The sequence below is a fragment of the Streptomyces chiangmaiensis genome (assembly GCF_036281785.1).
Taxonomy (GTDB): Bacteria; Actinomycetota; Actinomycetes; order Streptomycetales; family Streptomycetaceae; genus Streptomyces; species Streptomyces chiangmaiensis.
Window position 1 is genome coordinate 45,216 of the sequence record NZ_JAYWVC010000026.1, and the last position, 19,153, is coordinate 64,368.

General features: G+C 69.3%; 17 protein-coding genes. 8 read left to right on the forward strand and 9 right to left on the reverse strand.

Annotated elements, in window-relative coordinates:
* Positions 1–189: 189 nt before the first annotated feature.
* From VXC91_RS11575 to VXC91_RS11585, 3 genes are all read left to right on the forward strand, one after another.
* Entirely contained in the window at positions 190–1,164 is a 975-nt protein-coding gene (locus VXC91_RS11575; protein WP_329507034.1) for a tetratricopeptide repeat protein, read from the forward strand.
* Between the two features lie 620 nt (positions 1,165–1,784).
* The gene (locus VXC91_RS11580; protein ID WP_329507035.1) at positions 1,785–2,450 is read left to right on the forward strand and encodes a DUF6230 family protein; all 666 of its coding nucleotides are present in this window, start codon (positions 1,785–1,787) and stop codon (positions 2,448–2,450) included.
* 135 nt (positions 2,451–2,585) lie between these two features.
* Entirely contained in the window at positions 2,586–3,134 is a 549-nt protein-coding gene (locus VXC91_RS11585) for a DUF6114 domain-containing protein (RefSeq protein WP_329507036.1), read from the forward strand.
* Between the two features lie 54 nt (positions 3,135–3,188).
* Here VXC91_RS11585 and VXC91_RS11590 read toward each other — a convergent pair whose 3' ends face one another.
* Positions 3,189–3,779, reverse strand: coding sequence for a hypothetical protein (locus tag VXC91_RS11590; RefSeq protein WP_329507037.1), 591 nt, complete (start codon positions 3,777–3,779; stop codon positions 3,189–3,191).
* On the opposite strand from VXC91_RS11590, the gene VXC91_RS11595 reads away from it, so the two are divergent.
* Complete coding sequence (locus VXC91_RS11595; protein ID WP_329507038.1) at positions 3,757–4,413, forward strand: hypothetical protein; 657 nt, start codon at positions 3,757–3,759, stop codon at positions 4,411–4,413. The genes VXC91_RS11590 and VXC91_RS11595 overlap by 23 nt on opposite strands.
* 103 nt (positions 4,414–4,516) lie before the next feature.
* Here VXC91_RS11595 and pyk read toward each other — a convergent pair whose 3' ends face one another.
* From pyk to pta, 3 genes are all read right to left on the reverse strand, one after another.
* Positions 4,517–5,947, reverse strand: coding sequence for a pyruvate kinase (gene pyk / locus VXC91_RS11600; RefSeq protein ID WP_329507039.1), 1,431 nt, complete (start codon positions 5,945–5,947; stop codon positions 4,517–4,519).
* Positions 5,948–6,020: 73 nt separating this feature from the next.
* Entirely contained in the window at positions 6,021–7,253 is a 1,233-nt protein-coding gene (locus VXC91_RS11605) for an acetate kinase (RefSeq protein WP_329507040.1), read from the reverse strand.
* Complete coding sequence (gene pta, locus VXC91_RS11610; RefSeq protein ID WP_329507041.1) at positions 7,250–9,337, reverse strand: phosphate acetyltransferase; 2,088 nt, start codon at positions 9,335–9,337, stop codon at positions 7,250–7,252. Before pta ends, VXC91_RS11605 begins: the two co-directional genes overlap by 4 nt.
* A gap of 333 nt (positions 9,338–9,670) precedes the next feature.
* Here pta and VXC91_RS11615 point away from each other — a divergent pair, with 333 nt between their 5' ends.
* Positions 9,671–10,696 carry an ATP-dependent 6-phosphofructokinase gene (locus tag VXC91_RS11615; RefSeq protein ID WP_329507042.1) on the forward strand — a complete coding sequence of 342 codons (1,026 nt, stop codon included), beginning with the start codon at positions 9,671–9,673 and terminating at the stop codon, positions 10,694–10,696.
* A 124-nt stretch (positions 10,697–10,820) separates the two neighbouring features.
* On the opposite strand, the gene VXC91_RS11620 is transcribed toward VXC91_RS11615, so the two are convergent.
* The 5 genes from VXC91_RS11620 to VXC91_RS11640 form a co-directional block, all read right to left on the reverse strand.
* On the reverse strand, positions 10,821–11,660 hold the full coding sequence (locus tag VXC91_RS11620; protein WP_329507043.1) for a carbohydrate ABC transporter permease: 840 nt from the start codon (positions 11,658–11,660) through the stop codon (positions 10,821–10,823).
* Position 11,661: 1 nt separating this feature from the next.
* Positions 11,662–12,528 carry a carbohydrate ABC transporter permease gene (locus VXC91_RS11625; protein ID WP_329507044.1) on the reverse strand — a complete coding sequence of 289 codons (867 nt, stop codon included), beginning with the start codon at positions 12,526–12,528 and terminating at the stop codon, positions 11,662–11,664.
* Entirely contained in the window at positions 12,525–13,919 is a 1,395-nt protein-coding gene (locus VXC91_RS11630) for an extracellular solute-binding protein (protein WP_329507045.1), read from the reverse strand. Before VXC91_RS11630 ends, VXC91_RS11625 begins: the two co-directional genes overlap by 4 nt.
* A 168-nt stretch (positions 13,920–14,087) precedes the next feature.
* Complete coding sequence (locus VXC91_RS11635) at positions 14,088–14,780, reverse strand: response regulator (RefSeq protein WP_329507046.1); 693 nt, start codon at positions 14,778–14,780, stop codon at positions 14,088–14,090.
* Positions 14,777–16,435, reverse strand: a complete 1,659-nt coding sequence (locus VXC91_RS11640) for a sensor histidine kinase (protein WP_329507047.1) — start codon at positions 16,433–16,435, stop codon at positions 14,777–14,779. Before VXC91_RS11640 ends, VXC91_RS11635 begins: the two co-directional genes overlap by 4 nt.
* Positions 16,436–16,639: 204 nt before the next feature.
* On the opposite strand from VXC91_RS11640, the gene VXC91_RS11645 reads away from it, so the two are divergent.
* From VXC91_RS11645 to trxA, 3 genes are all read left to right on the forward strand, one after another.
* Positions 16,640–18,022, forward strand: a complete 1,383-nt coding sequence (locus tag VXC91_RS11645; RefSeq protein WP_329507048.1) for a cation:dicarboxylate symporter family transporter — start codon at positions 16,640–16,642, stop codon at positions 18,020–18,022.
* 361 nt (positions 18,023–18,383) lie between these two features.
* Positions 18,384–18,812, forward strand: coding sequence for a MerR family transcriptional regulator (locus VXC91_RS11650; RefSeq protein ID WP_329507049.1), 429 nt, complete (start codon positions 18,384–18,386; stop codon positions 18,810–18,812).
* The gene (trxA, locus tag VXC91_RS11655; protein WP_329507050.1) at positions 18,809–19,141 is read left to right on the forward strand and encodes a thioredoxin; all 333 of its coding nucleotides are present in this window, start codon (positions 18,809–18,811) and stop codon (positions 19,139–19,141) included. Before VXC91_RS11650 ends, trxA begins: the two co-directional genes overlap by 4 nt.
* Positions 19,142–19,153: the final 12 nt, after the last annotated feature.

The window sequence follows — 19,153 nt, forward strand, 5'->3', positions numbered from 1 at the left end:
GGGCACGGTGAGCTCCGAGGGCAGTTACGCTACGACTCGTAGCGAAAGCGTGCCCGTCCACCTCCGTGTGACGCACGCGTGAGCGACGACCACCGGCGCCGAGTGGGGACCCGGCGCGCAGCACCACCGGCAGGGCACGGCTTTCACAGCGCTTTTCACAGCGGCGTACGGAAGGGGGAGGATGTACTCATGCAGCCACGGAACATGTCCATGAGCGGAGTCGTCGACCTCGCCGCGGTGAAGGCGGCCCAGGAGGCCAAGGCGAAGGCGGAGCAGGCGCGGGCCGAAGCGGCCCGGCAGGGCGGGGGAGGAGCGGTCTCCCCGGCCGACCTTGTCATCGACGTAGACGAGGCGGGGTTCGAGACCGACGTCCTGCAGCGGTCCACCGAGGTGCCGGTCGTCATCGACTTCTGGGCCGAGTGGTGTCAGCCCTGCAAGCAGCTGAGCCCGATCCTCGAGCGGCTGGCCCGTGAGTACAACGGCCGGTTCGTGCTTGCCAAGATCGACGTCGACGCCAACCAGATGCTGATGCAGCAGTTCGGCATCCAGGGGATCCCGGCCGTCTTCGCCGTCGTCGCCGGGCAGGCGCTGCCACTCTTCCAGGGCGCCGCCCCCGAGCAGCAGATCCGCGACACCCTCGACCAGCTCGTCCAAGTGGCCGAGCAGCGCTTCGGGCTGACCGGTCTGACCGTCGACCCCGACGCCGAGCCGGGCGGTGCCCAGGTGGCCCCCCAGGCCCCCGCAGGCCCCCACGACGCGACGCTGGAGGCGGCCGTTCAGGCGCTGGACGCGGGCGACTTGGGCGGCGCGGTCCAGGCGTACAAGAACGTGCTGGGCGAGGACCCCGGCAACACCGAGGCCAAGCTGGGCCTCGTGCAGGCCGAGTTGCTCCAGCGGGTGCAGGACCTCGATCCGCAGAAGGTGCGCAAGGACGCGGCGGACAAGCCCGGTGACGTGTCGGCCCAGATCGCGGCGGCGGACCTGGATCTGGTCGGCGGACACGTGGAGGACGCGTTCGGGCGGCTCGTCGAGACCGTGCGGCGCACGGCGGGAGAGGACCGGGACGCCGCGCGGCTGCGGCTGCTGGAACTCTTCGAAGTGGTCGGTGCCGAGGACCCGCGCGTCACCACGGCGCGCAGAGCGCTTGCGAGGGCCTTGTTCTGACCAGTCGCTAAACGCCAGGGCGTGTGATGCCCACGTGAAGATTTGCCGACAGAGGTACATGGCGGCCGTGCTTTACCAAATCTTGGTAATCACGGTCGCTGTTACTTGGAGTAAGTCGAGGCTGTTGATCTGTCGGGTTCTGTCCCTTCTTCGGTTGTTTCGTCATCTCCCTTTGTGCCACGAAGAGTTGCCGGGCGATGCCCGCCTGTCGTGGTTCGGTTATCCGGCCGTTACTGCTGAGTAACGAACCCCCTTGCGGGGGAGGCGAGAATGCACCACGATCGGCGACGCTCGGTCCATCGCCGTACCCGACAGCCAGCCGGGTCTACGGGTGTCCGTGGGTCCCCACCGAGCAGGAACCGGCGGCAATGGCGTCGGCTCCTGGACAGGGGGGTCTCCGCTGTCGCGGAGCCTGTCCGGCAGGTTGTGCGTGATGCGTGTCAGGCGCGACCAGTGGTTGTCGCTCGGGGGTGATCGCCGGTGATTGGGGCGCGATTCGCGCCTCCGAGCGCGGGCGCTCTCCTTCCCGAGGACGTAGCACTTCTCCCATCCCTGTCCGGCTGAGCTGCTGACCGGTGGCGAGTCGGGATCAGGAGATGTACGTCCGAGAAGGAGGAAATATGGAGTCCCAGATGCGTGGCGGGACCAGATGGAAGCGGTTCGCTGTGGTCATGGTGCCCAGCGTCGCCGCGACGGCAGCGATAGGCGTGGCCCTGGCGCAGGGCGCTCTGGCCGCGTCGTTCAGCGTGTCGGGACAGTCGTTCAAGGTTACGGCCGACGAGCTCCACGGCAACGGCTTCGCGCAGTACGGAGCGATCGACTCCGGCTACACGCTCTCCGGTGAGAAGACGATTCACCCGGTGGCGGTCTCGTCCTTCAAGGACGCGACGATCAAGAACCTGTGCCAGTCGGTCGTCACCCCGAACATCCCGCTGCTCGGTTCCGTCAGCCTGACGCTGACGGCCGGTAACAGCGACGACAAGAAGAGCCAGGTCTCCGCCGACAACCTGTACATCGACGTCGCGGACCTGGAGGCCAAGGGCGGTGCCGTCTTCCACGGCATCGACATCGGTGTTGCCGCCGGCGACACGGGCCCGAACAAGGGCGGCAAGGGCCCTGGCATGAAGGGCGGCAAGGAGCAGGCCAACCCGTACGGCTTCGCTCAGCAGGCCGAGGGGGCGGACCTGTACGGCGTGCAGCAGACGGCGTGGGCCACCACCGCCGGCACCTTCACTCTGCCCGGGCTGAAGATGAAGCTGCAGACGGGCACGCACGAGTGCTACTAGGCACTCGGTGACGGGCGGGGGGAGCCGAAGGCGCCTCCCGCCCGTACCAATCTCCGGTCGCGTTTCACACACCCCCCACACTTTCATCGCACCACACCCTCACCACAGCAACGCTGCACCAGGGAGCTGTTTTCCATGAGCGCCGAGACTTCTGCCGTACCCGGCCAGTTCACCCGCCGGAGGCTGCAGTTCCGCGCCTGGCGGGGCACCCGGCCGTTCTGGGCCGGTCTGTTCGTCATGCTCGGCGGCTTTCCGATCATGTACTTCCCGTATGCGCACTTGCAGGTCGGCCACCTGACACTGGCGATGGCCACCACCGCCGGCGCCGGCTCCCTGATCATCGGTGTGCTGCTCGTCGTCCTGGGCATAAGCCTCTGGTTCCAGAAGCACATCCGCACCTTCGCCGGTGTCGCGGCGATTCTGCTGGGACTGGTGTCCCTCCCCGTCTCCAACTTCGGCGGCTTCATCATCGGCTTCCTGCTCGCCCTCATCGGCGGGGCCATGGCCGTGTCGTGGGCGCCGGGGAAGCCGTCGGAGGCGCAGCCGGCCGAGGAGACCGGCGGGGAGCAGGACGGTGCACCGGAGGTCGGGCTCGGCAAGGCGGCGGACGGGATGGTCGCGCCGAACGATCTGTCAGGAACGAGCCCGGCCAACGGGGCGAACGGGAGGCACAGTGCCGGCTGACGAGGTGACCGACGGGACTGACGTGGACGCGTCCCGTACGAGAACCGGGCCGCGTCACGCGGCCCCCAGAAAGCCGCTGTTCACCAGGTTCCACATGCCGGCGGGCAAGGCGATAGCCCTGGCGGCGATGCCGTCAGCGGTCTTCATGGGGGTGGGGCTCAACACGGCGTTCGCCAGTGCCGACGACCACTCGCCGTCCAAGAGCATGTCCGTCGACGAGTACCAGAAGTGCGTGGAGGCCCTGGACCCCCAGGACTCCAAGGACGCTTCGGCCTCGCCGTCGCCCTCCGCCTCGGCGAGCGCGTCCAAGTCGGCGGACACGCCGGAGCCGACGGCGTCGGCCTCGGCGGACAAGCCGTCGGACAGTACGCCGGGCACGGCCTCTTCGCCGGATTCAGGTTCCGGCGACAAGGGCACGCCCGAGCCGTCCGCGTCCTCCTCGGGCGCGTCCGGCGGCGGTACGTCCACGCCGGCTCCGTCCGCCTCCGCAGGCGGCGGCGACCTGCTGGGCACCGTCGGGGACACCCTCTCGGGCATCCTCGGCGGCGGCTCCGGCTCGAGCTCGTCGTCGAGCGCGGCCCCCACGCCGTCCGCCTCGGCCTCCGCGACGAAGGACACGTCCTTGTCCGGCACCGTCAAGGACACCACCAAGACGGTGACCGACACGGTCAACAACACCGTGAAGGACACGACGGACACGGCGGGCAAGGCGATCTCCGAGGTCACCAAGTCGGCCGACGACGCGGTGAAGTCCGTGGCGTCCGCGGCCGCGAGCCCGTCCCCGGGCTCCACCGAGCTCCCGGACGGCTGTGTCGCGGCCACCGACGACCAGGGCGACGTGGAGAAGATCACGGCGCTGCCGGACGATCCTTGGCGCCTGGAGGCCAGCTCGCTGCTCCTCAAGGGCGCCGATTACCAGGGCATCGTCAAGGTGCGCACCGCCAACGGCACCGTCAAGAAGGTCCTGAAGTACGTCATCTCCAACGGCACCGACATCGGCGACCTGCACCAGCTCGTCGACGGCCAGAAGGGCGAGACGTACCACGTCCAGGCCGCCAAGGGATCGACGTCCACGATCCGTGACGGCAAGACGGTGATGTACACGGAGAGCATCTCCGGCAACCTGCTGGGTCTGATCCCGGTGACGTTCAGCCCGGACAACCCGCCGCCGCTGAACATCCCGATCATCTACTTCACCAACGTGAAGGTCACCCAGGCCGGTCAGTTCGGCGGCACGCTGACGGTGCCCGGCATGCACCAGTACGTCACCGGGGGCTGAGCACTCTCCAGACCTGTTCGGGAGCCGCACAAACAGCCGTGGCCCGGTCCTCCGCGAGGGGGACCGGGCCACGGCTGTGCTCGGGGTGGGTTGGTGGACCGGGTCAGCCGCGGTGGTCCTCGCCCAGGTGGTGCACCCGGACCATGTTCGTGGTTCCGGGGACACCGGGCGGGGAGCCGGCCGTGATGATCACGATGTCGCCGCCGTTGAACCGCTTGAGCCGCGTCAGTTCCTGGTCGACCAGACTGACCATTTCGTCGGTGCTGTTCACGAACGGCACGACGTGGGACTCCACGCCCCAGCTCAGCGCCAGCTGGTTGCGTGTGGACTCGTCCGTGGTGAACGCCAGGATCGGCTGGCAGGCCCGGTAGCGGGACAGCCGGCGGGCGGTGTCACCGGACTTGGTGAAGGCCACCAGGCCCTTGCCGCCCAGGAAGTCCGCGATCTCGGCCGCGGCGCGCGCCACCGAACCGCCCTGGGTGCGCGGTTTCTTGCCCGGGACGAGCGGCTGCAGGCCCTTGGCGAGCAGCTCCTCCTCGGCCGCCTGCACGATCTTCGACATCGTCTTGACGGTCTCGATCGGGTACGCGCCCACGCTCGACTCCGCCGACAGCATGACCGCGTCGGTGCCGTCCAGGATGGCGTTGGCCACGTCGGAGGCCTCGGCGCGGGTCGGACGGGAGTTGGTGATCATCGACTCCATCATCTGGGTCGCCACGATCACCGGCTTGGCGTTGCGGCGGCACAGCTCGATGAGCCGCTTCTGCACCATCGGGACCTTCTCGAGCGGGTACTCGACGGCCAGGTCGCCGCGGGCGACCATCACGCCGTCGAACGCCATCACGACGTCCTCCATGTTCGCCACCGCCTGCGGCTTCTCCACCTTGGCGATGACCGGGACGCGCCGTCCCTCCTCGTCCATGATCCGGTGGACGTCCTTGACGTCGTCCGCGTCCCGCACGAACGACAGCGCGACCATGTCGCAGCCCATGCGCAGTGCGAACCGCAGGTCCTCGATGTCCTTCTCCGACAGCGCCGGGACGTTCACCGCCGCACCGGGCAGGTTGATGCCCTTGTGGTCGGAGATCACGCCGCCCTCGATGACGATCGCCTTCACCCGGGGGCCCTCGACGTCCACGACCTTCAGCTCGACGTTGCCGTCGTTGATCAGGATCGGGTCGCCCTTGGAGACGTCGCCCGGCAGGCCCTTGTACGTCGTACCGCAGATGTGCTTGTCGCCCGGAACGTCCTCGACGGTGATGGTGAACTCGTCACCGCGCACCAGCTCGACCGGGCCCTCCGAGAAGGTCTCCAGACGGATCTTCGGGCCCTGCAGGTCGGCGAGGACACCGACGGCCCTGCCGGTCTCGGCGGCCGCGGTACGGACGCGGACATACCGAGCCTCGTGCTCTTCGTGCGTGCCGTGGCTGAAGTTGAAGCGGGCCACATTCATGCCGGCTTCGATCAGCGATACGAGCATTTCATGGGAGTCGACCGCGGGGCCGAGCGTGCAGACGATTTTCGAACGGCGCATGGGGCGATCCTATCGGTTTGTTTCGCTGCGGAATATTCCGTCTGGCGGAAGATACAAGTGGGCGGGTTCGCGCTCAGGCGAGAGCCGTCGAATATGTTCCGTTGCCCTTTCCGACCAATGCGTAGGTCTGTGTGGCGATCTCCAGTTCCTCGTCGGTGGGCACCACGGCGACCGCCACCCGCGCGTCGGCGGGCGAGATCAGCCGCGGCTCGTCGCCGTGTACCCCGTTCAAGTCGCCGTCCACCGCGAGGCCCAGCTCCTCGAGGCCCATGACGGCAGCCTCGCGCACCGGCGCCGCGTTCTCGCCGACTCCGGCGGTGAAGACGATCGCGTCCACCCTGCCGAGTACCGCGTAGTAGGCGCCGATGTACTTCTTCAGCCGATGGATGTAGATGTCGAAAGCGAGCCGCGCCTGTGCGTCGCCCTCGTCGATCCGGCGCTGAATTTCCCGCATGTCGTTGTCGCCGCACAGACCGAACAGACCGCTCCTCTTGTTGAGGAGAGTGTCGATCTCGTCCATGGACATTCCGCCAACGCGCTCCAAATGGAAGATGACGGCGGGATCCAGGTCCCCGGAGCGTGTCCCCATCACCAGCCCCTCCAGGGGCGTGAGCCCCATGGACGTGTCCACGCACCGGCCGCCCCTGACCGCCGAGGCGGACGCGCCGTTGCCCAGATGCAGCACGATGACGTTGACCTCGTCCGGCGCCTTGCCCAGCAGCTTGGCGGTCTCCCGGGACACATACGCGTGCGAGGTCCCGTGGAACCCGTAGCGCCGCACCCTGTGCCGGTCCGCGATCTTCGTGTCGATCGCGTACCGTGCGGCGTGCTCCGGCATGGTGGTGTGGAACGCCGTGTCGAAAACGGCGACGTGCGGCAGGTCCGGGCGCAGCGCCATGGCCGTGCGGATGCCGGTGAGGTTGGCCGCGTTGTGCAGCGGCGCGACGGGGATCAGCCGTTCGATCTCGGTGAGCACGGCGTCGTCGATCACGGTGGGCTCGCTGAAGAACATGCCGCCGTGCACCACGCGGTGGCCGATGGCGGCGAGCTCGGGCGAGTCGAGCCCCAGCCCGTCCCGGGCCAGCTCCTCGGCGACCGCCTTCAGGGCCGCCTGGTGGTCGGCGACCGGCCCGTTCTGCTCACGGGTGCAGCCGGTGGTGAGCGCCGTGTGCTTGATCCGGGACGTCTGTTCGCCGATGCGCTCGACGAGGCCCACGGCCAGCCGGCTGCTGTCCCGCATGTCCAGCAGCTGGTACTTCACCGACGAGGAGCCGGAGTTGAGGACGAGTACGTGGGTCTGGCTCACCGGTCTGCCTTCTCGACGGGGTTCTGGGCCTGTATCGCCGTGATGGCGACCGTGTTGACGATGTCCTGGACGAGTGCGCCCCGGGACAGGTCGTTGACCGGCTTGCGCAGGCCCTGCAGGACGGGGCCGACGGCGATCGCACCGGCCGAGCGCTGTACGGCCTTGTAGGTGTTGTTGCCGGTGTTGAGGTCGGGGAAGATCAGTACGGACGCCTGTCCGGCGACCTTCGAGTCCGGCAGCTTGGTCGCCGCCACGCTGGGCTCGACCGCGGCGTCGTACTGGATCGGGCCCTCGATCATGAGATCGCCGTCGCGCAGCCGCACCAGCTCGGTGGCCTCACGCACCTTGTCCACGTCGGCGCCCGAGCCGGAGGTGCCGGTGGAGTACGACAGCATCGCGATCCGCGGCTCCACGCCGAACTGCCGGGCGGTGGTGGCCGACTGGACGGCGATGTCGGCGAGCTGCTCGGCGTTCGGGTCGGGGTTCACGGCGCAGTCGCCGTAGACGAGCACCTTGTCCGCGAGGCACATGAAGAAGACGGAGCTGACGATCTTCGCGTCCGGCTTGGTCTTGATGATCTCGAAGGCGGGCCGGATGGTGGCGGCCGTGGAGTGCACCGCCCCGGACACCATGCCGTCGGCGAGCCCCTCCTCGACCATGAGTGTGCCGAAGTAGTTCACGTCCGCGACGACGTCGTACGCCAGCTCGACCGTGACGCCCCGGTGGGCGCGGAGCCGGGCGTACTTCTCGGCGAAGGTGTCGCGCATGCCGGAGGTGGCGGGGTCGATCAGCTGCGCATCGCCGAGGTCGATGCCGAGGTCGGCGGCCTTCTTGCGGATCTGGTCGACGGGCCCGAGCAGCGTCAGATCGCAGACGCTTCGGCGGAGCAGCACCTCGGCGGCGTGCAGCACGCGCTCCTCGGTGCCCTCGGGGAGCACCACCCGGCGTTTGTCGGCGCGGGCCCGCTCCAGCAGCTTGTGCTCGAACATCATCGGCGTGAGCCGGTCGCTGCTCGGGGCGGACACCCGCTCGAGCAGGTCGGCGGTGTCGACGTACCGCTCGAACAGGCCCAGCGCGCGCTCCGCCTTGCGCGGAGTGGCCGCGTTGAGCTTCCCCTCCAGGGAGAAGAGCCGGGCGGCGGTGGGGAAGCTGTTGCCGGACACCGAGAGCACCGGTGTGCCCGGGGCGAGGCGGTCGGCGAGGGAGAGGATCTCGCTGCCGGGCACCTCGTCCAGCGTGAGCAGCAGGCCGGCTATCGGCGGGTTCCCCGCGCTGTGGGCGGCGAGCGAGCCGATGACCAGATCGGCTCGGTCGCCCGGGGTCACCACCAGGCAGCCCGGGGTCAGGGCGCTCAGGAGGTTGGGCAGCATGGCGCCGCCGAAGACGAAGTCGAGGACGTCCCGCGCCAGCCCCGCATCGTCGCCGAGGAGCACCCGGGCACCGAGAGCCTGTGTGATCTGCGCGACCGTCGGGGCGGAGAGAGCCGGGTCGTCCGGTAGGACGTGACACGGCACGGGGAGCCGGGAGCCGAGCCGCTCGGCGATCTCGTCCCGGTCCTCGCCGGCCACGCGGTTGACGACCATGGCGAGGACGTCGCAGCCGAGTCCGTCGTACGCCCGGTAGGCGTTGCGCGCCTCGGCGCGCACCGACTCGGTGGTCTGGCTGCGCCCGCCCACCACCGGGATCACGGACGCCCCGAACTCGTTGGCGAGCCGGGCGTTGAGGGACAGCTCGTCGGGGAGCTGGGTGTCGGCGAAGTCGGAGCCGAGGACGAGGACCACGTCGTAGTCGCGGGCCACGAGGTGGAAACGGTCGACGAGGGTGGACACCAGCTCGTCCGTCCCTCGCTCGGCCTGGAGCGCGGACGCCTCGTGGTAGTCCATGCCGTACACCGTGGCCGGGTCCTGCGACAGCCGGTACCGGGCACGCAGCAGTTCGAAGAGGCGGTCGGGGCCGTCGTGGACGAGCGGGCGGAACACACCCACCCGGTCGACCTGCCGGGTCAGGAGCTCCATGACTCCCAGTTCGACGACCTGGCGGCCGTCGCCGCGGTCGATCCCGGTCACGTACACGCTGCGCGTCACGCGTGCTCTCCGTTTCGTCTCTCGTGCGGGGTGGCGGGCAGGGGCGCGGGGCGCCCCCGGGGGTTCCGCACCCTCTCCGTGCGTCAGTGGCTGACACGGGCGCCATTGACCGATTCTGCATGTTTTTGTGGGGTTCTGCGGCGCACAAACATCGTCCACGAGGGGTCGGCAGAACCTTCTTGACAATACCCCTGGGCCTGGATAAGGCGCCCGTCAGCACCCCCGGATCACAGGCCAGGGCGGAGGCGGGGTGCGGGCGCGGCACCCGTCGGAGGGGCGTGAAACAATCGGATTGGCTCACCAGAATCAACAGCGAGCAGGAGACACAGCACGATGCGCATCGGAGTACTCACCGCAGGCGGCGACTGCCCGGGCCTGAACGCAGTGATCCGGTCGATCGTGCACCGAGCGGTGGCGCAGTACGGCGACGAGGTGATCGGTTTCGAGGACGGGTACCGGGGCCTGCTCGACGGCCACTACCGCACCCTGGATCTCGACGCCGTGAGCGGCATCCTGGCCCACGGCGGCACCATCCTCGGCTCCTCGCGCCTGGAGCGCGACCGCCTGCGCGAGGCCTGCGGGAACGCGTCGGACATGATCCGCGACTTCGGCATCGACGCGCTGATCCCGATCGGCGGCGAAGGCACCCTGACGGCCGCGCGGATGCTCTCGGACGCGGGTCTGCCGGTCGTCGGCGTGCCCAAGACGATCGACAACGACATCTCCTCCACGGACCGCACCTTCGGCTTCGACACGGCGGTGACCGTGGCCACCGAGGCGATGGACCGCCTGAAGACGACGGCCGAGTCCCACCAGCGCGTGATGGTCGTGGAGGTCATGGGCCGCCACGCCGGCTGGATCGCGCTGGAGTCGGGCATGGCGGCCGGCGCCCACGGCATCTGCCTCCCCGAGCGCCCCTTCGACCCGGCCGACCTGGTCAAGATGGTCGAGGAGCGCTTCGCGCGCGGCAAGAAGTTCGCGGTGGTCTGTGTCGCCGAGGGCGCGCACCCCGCCGAGGGCACCATGGACTACGGCAAGGGCGAGATCGACCAGTACGGTCACGAGCGCTTCCAGGGCATCGGCACGGCCCTCGCGTACGAGCTGGAGAGGCGGCTCGGTAAGGAGGCCAAGCCGGTCATCCTCGGTCACGTCCAGCGCGGTGGTACGCCGACCGCCTACGACCGGGTGCTCGCGACCCGCTTCGGCTGGCACGCGGTCGAGGCGGCGCACCGCGAGGAGTTCGGCAGGATGACGGCGCTGCGGGGCACCGACGTGGTGATGGTGCCGCTGGCGGAGGCGGTCACCGAGCTGAAGACAGTGCCGAAGGACCGGATGGACGAGGCGGAGTCGGTGTTCTAGGAACCGCTCCGGCAGGCGGTCCTCCCGACCGTCGCCCCGAGGTTCTCGACGATGCGGGCGGCGCCGGCCGTGCCAGCCCCTCGGCATGGTGCCCTTGCCGAGGGGTGGCGACCTGCCCCCGCGCTCATCCCTTGACGGCTCCGCCCAACGCGAATCCGCCGCCCAGACGACGCGCCACGAGCACGTACAACAGGATCACCGGCGTCGAGTAGATGACCGAGAACGCGGCCAGCTGCCCGTACGCCACCATGCCCCGGTTGCCAAAGAACTCGTTGATGCTCACCGACGCCGGCATCTGGTCCGGAGTGAGCAGCAGCATGAAGGGCACGAAGAAGTTGCCCCACATCATCACGAACGAGAACACCGTCACCACCGCCACCCCCGGCCCCATCAGCGGCAGCACGACGCGTGTGAGCGACTGCATCGGCGACGCGCCGTCCGTCCACGCCGCCTCCTCCAGCTCCTTTGGCACACCGTCCATGAAGTTCTTCATCAGCCAGATGGCGAACGGCAGTTGAGAGGCGGCGAAGAACAGGATCGTGCCCTGCACCGTGTCGATCAGGTTGACCTGCACGAACAGCGCGTACACCGGCACCATGATCGCGGTGATCGGCAGGCTGGTCGCGAACAGGATCGTCAGCAGGAACGGCCGGTTCAGCCGGGACCTGAAGCGCGACAGAGGGTAGGCGGCGAGGGTCGCGCACACCACGGTCAGCAGCGTGCCTCCGCCGCACAGGATCAGGCTGTTGAGCAGCGGTGTGAAGGTGATGCCGGGCTTCAGGACGGCGTCGAAGTTGTCCAGGGTGATGCCGTCAGGGGCCTTCACCCGCAGGTCCGCCTGCGGGTCCACCGAGGAGAGGATCACCCAGACCAGGGGCAGCGAGAACGCGGCGGCCGCCACCAGCAGGCCGGTGTCGGCCGCCAGGCGGCGCCCCGTACGGCGGGACGCGGGCGAGGACGCCACCTCATACCTCCGTTCGCAACAGTCGCATGTACATGACCGAGAACAGCGAACCGACGAGCAGGAGCAACAGCGCCACCGCCGTCCCGTACCCGATCATGCTGTTCTGGAAGGCCTGTTCGTACATGAAGAGAGGGAGGGTCTGGCTCTTGTTGCCGGGCCCTCCCCTCGTCATCACCCAGATCAGCCCGAAGACCGAGAGCGTCTGGAGCGTGTTGAGCATCAGATTCGTGCCGATGGACCGGCGGATCATCGGCAGTGTGATGTGCCACAGACGGCGGGGGCCGCCCGCCCCGTCCATCTCGGCGGCCTCCGTGATCTCCTTCGGGATCTCGTTCAGGGCCGCCGAGTAGACCAGCATGGAGAACGCCGTCCCCCGCCACACGTTCGCGAACGAGACGGCCAAAATCGGAAGGGTGTAGAGCCAGTTCTGGGACGGGAGGTGGAGTGCGCCGAGGATCGCGTTCAGCGTGCCTTCCTTGCGGAAGAAGGCGTAGAGCAGAAAGCCCGCCACCACCTCCGGCAGCACCCAGGCCGTGATCACGATCCCGCCCGTCAGGGTACGGATCGGCTTCGAGGCCCGTTGCATGAGCGACGCCAGGGCGAGCCCCAGCGTGTTCTGGCCGACCAGTGAGGACACCACGGTGAACACCAGTGTCAGCCAGACGGCGTTGATGAAGGCCTCGTCCCCGAACGCCGTACGGAAGTTGGCGAAGCCGACGAAGGACGAGTGCGCCTGGCCCGTGAGTTGCAGGTCCGTGAAGGCGATGTACGCGCAGTAGGCGATCGGGCCCGCCAGGAAGAGGAGCAGCAGAACCACGGCGGGGGCCACCGGCAGCGCACGGGCCAGGGAGCGGCGTGCATCGCTCACTTCTGGACCACTTGGTTGTCGGTCGCCGCCTTGAGCGCCTCGTCGTAGTCGCCCGCCGCCTTCTCCACCGAGGCGTCACCCGTCGTCACGCTCTCCATGGCCTCCTGGACGGCCGTCGACACCTTCGGGTACGCGGGATACGCCGGCCGGTAGTGCGTGCTGCTCACCAGGTCCGTGAAGAACTTGATCCCGGGCTGCGCCTGCACGTACGACGGGTCGGAGGCCACGTCCTTGCGGACCGCGATGCCGGAGTTGGCGATGTACCACTTCTGCGCGTTGGCCTTGGTCTGCATCGTCTGGATGAACTTGAAGGCGAGGTCGGCGTTGGCCGCCTTGGCCGGGATGGCCCACGTCCAGCCGCCGGACATGCTCACCTTGCCGGGGGCCTCGCCGTTCTGGGTGGGCATGGCGGCCAGGCCCAGCTTCTGCGACCACTCGGGCCATTCGTGCCCGCTGCCCGGCAGCCAGTCTTGCGGCAGCCATGAGCCGTCCAGGTCGATGCCGAGCTTGCCCTTCGGAAGCAGCTCAGCGCGCACCCGGGTACCGAAGTTGGGGTCGAGGGCGTCGGCGACGTCCGGACCCAGCTTCTCCTTGTAGACCGTCTCGACGAACGCGAGGGCGTCCTTGAAGCCCTGGCTCCCGGCGATCCACTTCTTGGTGTCCTTGTCGTACAGCGGGTCGCTCTTGCCGTCGTCGGTGCCGTAAAGCAGCATCTCGAAGCCCTGCATGGTGGCGGCCTCGCCGGCGGGTTTGCCGGTGTAGACGTTCAGCGGTGTGACACCGGGGACCTTCGCCTTGATGGTCCGGGCCGCGCTCAGCACGTCGTCCCAGGTCTTCGGCTGCCAGTCGACCGGGAGGCCGGCCTTCTCGAAGACGCCCTTGTCGAACCACAGGCCCCGGGTGTCGGTGCCGTCCGGGACGCCGTACGTCTTGCCGTCCTCACCCCGGGCCGCCGACTTCGCCGTGTCGATGAACTGCGACCAGTCCTTCCACTTGGCGAGGTAGGGGTCGAGCGGCTTGAGATAGCCGCTGGTGATGTCCGAGTTGATGAGGAAGGTGTCCTCGTAGACGAGGTCGGGAGCCGTCTTCGGGGAGCGGAGCATCTGCTGGAGCTTGGTGTAGTACTCCGAGTCAGGGGCCTTGATGGGGACGAGCTCGACCTTCTTGCCGGGGTTCTCCTTCTCGAACTGCTTCTTGATGCCGGCGAGATAGTCGTCCATGACGTGGATCGAGTTGTCCGTCGACTGTTTGAAGGAGATCTTCACCCTGTCCGAGTCGCTGCCGGACCCGCTGCCGCATGCGGTGAGCGTGGGGGCGGCGAGGGAGACGGCGACAAGTGCGGTGAGTACGGAAGAGGGACGGAAGCGGACGGCGGTGGAGCGCACGGGCACGACCTCCTACTGGCCTACATCGTTGTCGGCCGGGACGACTGCCGTGTGAAGGTAAGAGGAGTGGTCTAGTCAGGTCAATGCGTGTGCGGGGGTTACTTCGCGCGTGACCTGCGCCCGGCCCGGGCGGCACCCGGCGGCGACCGCCCCGCGTCCTGAACCCCCCGTCCCCTAGCGGGACTTCTCCTCCTCGCGTACCCACCGGTAGACCAACTCGGGCCGCCCCACCTGCCCGTAGAGCGGACTGCGCCCGGCCCGGCCCGCCTCCACGAGATGTTCGAGGTACCGCCGGGCCGTGATCCTGGAAATTCCGACGCTCTCGGCGACCCCGGCCGCGGTGAGCCCCTCCTCGCAGTCCCGCAGCACGCTCGTCACCCGCTCCAGCGTCGGTGCGCTCAGCCCCTTGGGCAGTGCCGCCGGACGCGGCGCCCGCAGCGTCGCCAGGGCCCGGTCCACCTCGTCCTGCCCGCTCGCCTCGCCGGCCGCCTCGCGGAACTCCGCGTAGCGCACCAGTCGGTCCCGCAGCGTCGCGAAAGTGAAGGGTTTCAGTACGTACTGGACGACCCCCAGCGAGACCCCTTCCCGCACCACGGCCAGGTCGCGCGCGGACGTGACCGCTATGACGTCCGCGTGGTAACCGGCCGCCCGCAGGGAACGCGCCAGCTGCAGCCCGTGCACGTCCGGCAGATGCAGATCGAGGAGCAGCAGATCCACCCGCGTACGGTCGAGCAGCCGCCGTGCCTCCGCGCCCGTGTGCGCCTTGCCGACCGCCGTGAAGCCCGGGACCCGGCCGACGTACATGATGTGCGCGTCGGCGGCCACCGGATCGTCCTCGACGACCAGGACGCGGATCGGCTCGGTCATGCCTGAACTCCTGACAGGGCGGCCTCGGTCTCCGGCACCGCCGAAGCGGCCGCCCCCACCGTAGGCAGTGGAATCCGCACCGCGAACTCCGCCCCGCCCCCGGCCGCCTGAGACACCGTCAGCGTGCCCTCGTGCCGGCGCACCGTCTGGCGGACCAGGGCGAGGCCCAGTCCACGGCCGCCGGAAGCGGTCGCGGGCTTGGTCGACCAGCCGCGCTCGAACACCGCCTCCGCGTGGGACGGGTCCACTCCTGCGCCCGTGTCGGCGACCCGCAGGACCAGGCCGGAGACGTCCGTGCACGCCGTCACGGTCACCCGGGCGCCCGCCGAGCCCTGTGCGGCGTCCATCGCGTTGTCGATCAGATTGCCGAGGATCGTCACCAGGTGCCGGGCCGGGAGGGACGGCGGCAACAGACCGTCGTCGATGCGGCTGTCGTCCGAGACCACCAGCTCCACGCCCCGCTCGTTGGCCTGTGCCGCCTTGCCCAGCAGCAGGGCCGCGAGCACCGGTTCGTTCACGGCTGCGACGACCTGGTCCGTCAGCGCCTGGGCCAGTTCCAGCTCGGCGGTGGCGAAGTCGACGGCCTCGTTCGCGCGGCCCAGTTCGATCAGCGAGACGACGGTGTGCAGCCGGTTAGCCGCCTCGTGCGCCTGCGAACGCAGCGCCTGGGTGAAGCCGCGCTCCGAGTCCAGCTCGCCCATCAGGGACTGGAGTTCCGTGACGTCGCGCAGGGTGACCACCGTGCCACGCCGTTCGCCGCCGGAGACCGGGGAGGTGTTCACGACCAGAACACGTGTGGCCGTCAGATGGACCTCGTCCACCCGGGGCGCGGAGGACAGCAGGGCACCCGTCAGCGGGGCCGGCAGACCCAGGTCCGCCACCGAGCGGCCCACGACCTCGTCGCTCACCCCGAGCAGCTCCCGGCCGCCGTCGTTGATCAGCGCCACGCTGAACCGGCCGTCCAGCATCAGCAGGCCCTCGCGCACGGCGTGCAGCGCGGCCTGGTGGTAGTCGTGCATACGGCTCAACTCGGTCGCGTTCATGCCGTGGGTGGAGCGGCGCAGCCGGGCGTTGATCACATGGGTGCCGATCGCGCCGAGCGCGAGGGCGCCGCCCGCGACACCGAGCAGGGTCGTCACCTGCTTCTGGACCCGTGCCGTGACCGTGTCGACCTTGATGCCGGCGCTCACCAGGCCGACGATCCGGCCGTTGTCGTGAATGGGCGTGACGGCGCGCACCGAGGCGCCCAGGGTGCCGGTGTAGGTCTCGGTGAACGACTCGCCCCTGAGCGCGCGGGCGGTGTGGCCGAGGAAGTGCTCGCCGATCCTCGCGGGATCGCGGTGGGTCCAGCGGATCCCGCCCGGGTTCATGATCGTGACGAAGTCGACGCCGGTGTGGTGCTGCACCTCGCTCGCGTACGGCTGGAGTGTCCTCGTCGGGTCGGGGGTGCGGATCGCCGCGCGGACGGACGGGGCGTCAGCGATCGAGCGGGCTACCGCCATCGCCTGGCGGCCGGCCGCGTCCCGGGCCTGGCTGCGGTCGTTGAGGTACGTGAAGAGAGCGTACCCCGTGACGAGGACCGCGATCAGTACGGCCTGCATCGCGAAGAGCTGGCCGGCGAGGCTGCGGGGTCTCGGGAGCCTGGGGAGGAGCATGCCTTCAGTCTGCCTTGCGGCTCCGGCTGCCCATATAAGCGTGAACTAAATGAACGGAAGGGTGACCGCCGTCACAGGGAGGGAGATAGTCACCGCATCGCCCGGGAGCGCGCCGCCTCCCGGTCAGCGGGAGCACACCTCCCGTTTCCCCCGGACGTGAGCCGCACGCCGGAAGATCCGACGACCTCGTCGAGGAGGGCAGCCGTGGCCAGCACACCCCCAACGGCATCCGCCGCGCCCGCAGCCAAGCGGGACCGCACCCACTATCTCTACATCGCGGTGATCATCGCGGTGGCACTGGGCATAGCCGTGGGCCTGATCTGGCCCGACGTCGCGCTCGAGCTCAAACCCCTCGGCACGGGCTTCGTGAACCTGATCAAGATGATGATCTCGCCGATCATCTTCTGCACGATCGTGCTGGGCATCGGCTCGGTGCGCAAGGTGGCCAAGGTCGGTGCCGTCGGCGGTATCGCGCTCGGCTACTTCGTTGTGATGTCCCTGGTCGCGCTCGCCATCGGCCTGGTCGTCGGCAACATCCTGCACCCCGGCGAGGGGTTGCACCTGACAGGCGCGATCAAGGACGCGGGCCACGCCCAGGTGTCGGAGGACGCGCTGCCGCCGGTCGACTTCGTGCTCTCGATCATCCCCATCACCTTCGTCTCCGCCTTCACCGAGGGCCAGGTCCTGCAGACGCTCCTCGTCGCGCTCCTCACCGGCTTCGCGCTGCAGGCGATGGGCCCGGTCGGCGCGCCGGTGCTGCGCGGCATCGAGCACATCCAGCGGCTCGTCTTCCGCATCCTCGCCATGGTGATGTGGGCCGCCCCGATCGGCGCATTCGGCGCGATCGCCGCGGTCGTCGGTTCGGCCGGTCTGGACGCGCTGAAGAGCCTCGCCGTGCTGATGCTCGGCTTCTACATCACCTGTGTGCTGTTCGTCTTCGTCGTGCTCGGCGCGCTGCTGCGCATCGTCGCGGGCCTGAACCTCCTCACGCTCCTGAAGTACCTGGGCCGCGAGTTCCTGCTGATCCTGTCCACGTCCTCCTCCGAGTCCGCGCTGCCGCGGCTCATCGCGAAGATGGAGCACCTGGGCGTCAGCAAGCCGGTGGTCGGTATCACCGTCCCGACCGGCTACTCCTTCAACCTCGACGGCACCATGATCTACATGACCATGGCGTCGCTCTACATCGCCGACGCCCTGGGCACGCCGCTGTCGGTCGGCGAGCAGATCCCGCTGCTGCTCTTCCTGCTCCTCGCCTCCAAGGGCGCGGCGGGTGTCAGCGGCGCAGGCCTCGCCACGCTGGCCGGTGGTCTGCAGTCCCACAAGCCAGCGCTGGTCGACGGCATCGGCCTGGTCGTCGGCATCGACCGCTTCATGAGCGAAGCACGCGCCCTGACGAACTTCGCGGGCAACGCCGTGGCCACCGTCCTGGTCGGCACCTGGACGAAGGAGATCGACAAGGAGCGCGTCCAGCAGGTGCTCGCCGGGCGGCTGCCCTTCGACGAGCGGACGCTGCTCGACGAGAACCAGCCGTCCCTGCCCGTCGAGGTGTCCGGGGACGGCGGCGAGAAGGAGCTGGCCCAGGCGTAACGGCTCCGGAGGGGCGTCGGTCCGGCAGGCGCGGGCCGTCCCCGGCTGGTCGCGCCCGGGCGGCGCGGCCGCAGGCTGAGAGGGTCCCGCGCCCCGGACGGCGCGCGATGCGTACCGGCCCGGCCATGGACGCCGGGCGTCCGGCTCCGCCTGAACCCCGGCCGGGCACCGGGACACAAGAAGAACGCCGAGCGGTCGTGCCTCCTTGGAGGGCCCGGCCGCTCGGCCCTACCCGTGCCGGGTGGTCCCTCGGTCGGCCGGCCCGGCCACCAGCCCGATGGCCCGCGCGGCGGGTACGCGCGGCGCGGTCGGCAGGTACGGCCTTGCCCTGACGCGGGCGTCAAGGATTACGGTCGAACACATGCGAATCGGCGAGCTGGCGGCGCGGGCCGGGACCACCACACGGACGCTGCGGTACTACGAGTCGCGGGGGCTGCTGCCCGCTCGGCGTACCGGCAACGGATACCGCACCTACGACGAGCGCGATCTGAAGCTGCTGCGGCAGATCCGCACGCTGCAGGACTTCGGGTTCGACCTGGAGGAGACGCGGCCCTTCGTGGAGTGTCTGCGGGCCGGGCATCCGGAGGGCGACTCGTGCCCTGCGTCGCTCGCGGTCTACCGGCGCAAGCTGGACGAACTCGACACGCTGATCGGCGAGTTGCGGGCGGTACGGGCGAAGGTCGGCGAGCAGCTGGGGAAGGCGGAGCGGGCGCGTGAGGCGCTGGCGGTCGAGGCGGCGGTTCCGGGCGGTCCGGAACCGGTGTGCGAGCTGGGAGGACGCAAGTGGTGATCAGGGCGGCGGGTGTGGCCGAGGTGACGGACGCGGACTTCGGGACGGAGGTGATCGGGGCGGACCTCCCCGTGCTGGTGGAGTTCACCGCCGACTGGTGTCCGCCGTGCCGGCAGATGGGGCCGGTGCTCACCGACCTCGCGGCCGAGGAGGAGGGCCGGCTCAAGGTGGTGCAGCTGGACGTGGACACCAACCCGGCGACGACGAACGCCTACAAGGTGCTGTCGATGCCCACGTTTATGGTGTTCCGCGACGGTGAGCCGGTGAAGTCGATGGTGGGGGCGCGGCCCAAGCGGCGGCTGAGGGAGGAGCTGTCCGACGTGCTCTGATACGCCCGTACG

Bases quoted from the DNA above. Each gene is read 5' to 3' on its own strand.
- VXC91_RS11615 (WP_329507042.1), top strand. From the start codon at position 9,671: ATGCGCATCGGAGTACTCACCGCAGGCGGCGACTGCCCGGGCCTGAAC.
- VXC91_RS11585 (WP_329507036.1), top strand. From the start codon at position 2,586: ATGAGCGCCGAGACTTCTGCCGTACCCGGCCAGTTCACCCGCCGGAGG.
- pyk (WP_329507039.1), bottom strand. From the start codon at position 5,947: ATGCGCCGTTCGAAAATCGTCTGCACGCTCGGCCCCGCGGTCGACTCC.
- VXC91_RS11580 (WP_329507035.1), top strand. From the start codon at position 1,785: ATGGAGTCCCAGATGCGTGGCGGGACCAGATGGAAGCGGTTCGCTGTG.
- VXC91_RS11640 (WP_329507047.1), bottom strand. From the start codon at position 16,435: ATGCTCCTCCCCAGGCTCCCGAGACCCCGCAGCCTCGCCGGCCAGCTC.
- VXC91_RS11650 (WP_329507049.1), top strand. From the start codon at position 18,384: ATGCGAATCGGCGAGCTGGCGGCGCGGGCCGGGACCACCACACGGACG.
- VXC91_RS11635 (WP_329507046.1), bottom strand. From the start codon at position 14,780: ATGACCGAGCCGATCCGCGTCCTGGTCGTCGAGGACGATCCGGTGGCC.
- VXC91_RS11575 (WP_329507034.1), top strand. From the start codon at position 190: ATGCAGCCACGGAACATGTCCATGAGCGGAGTCGTCGACCTCGCCGCG.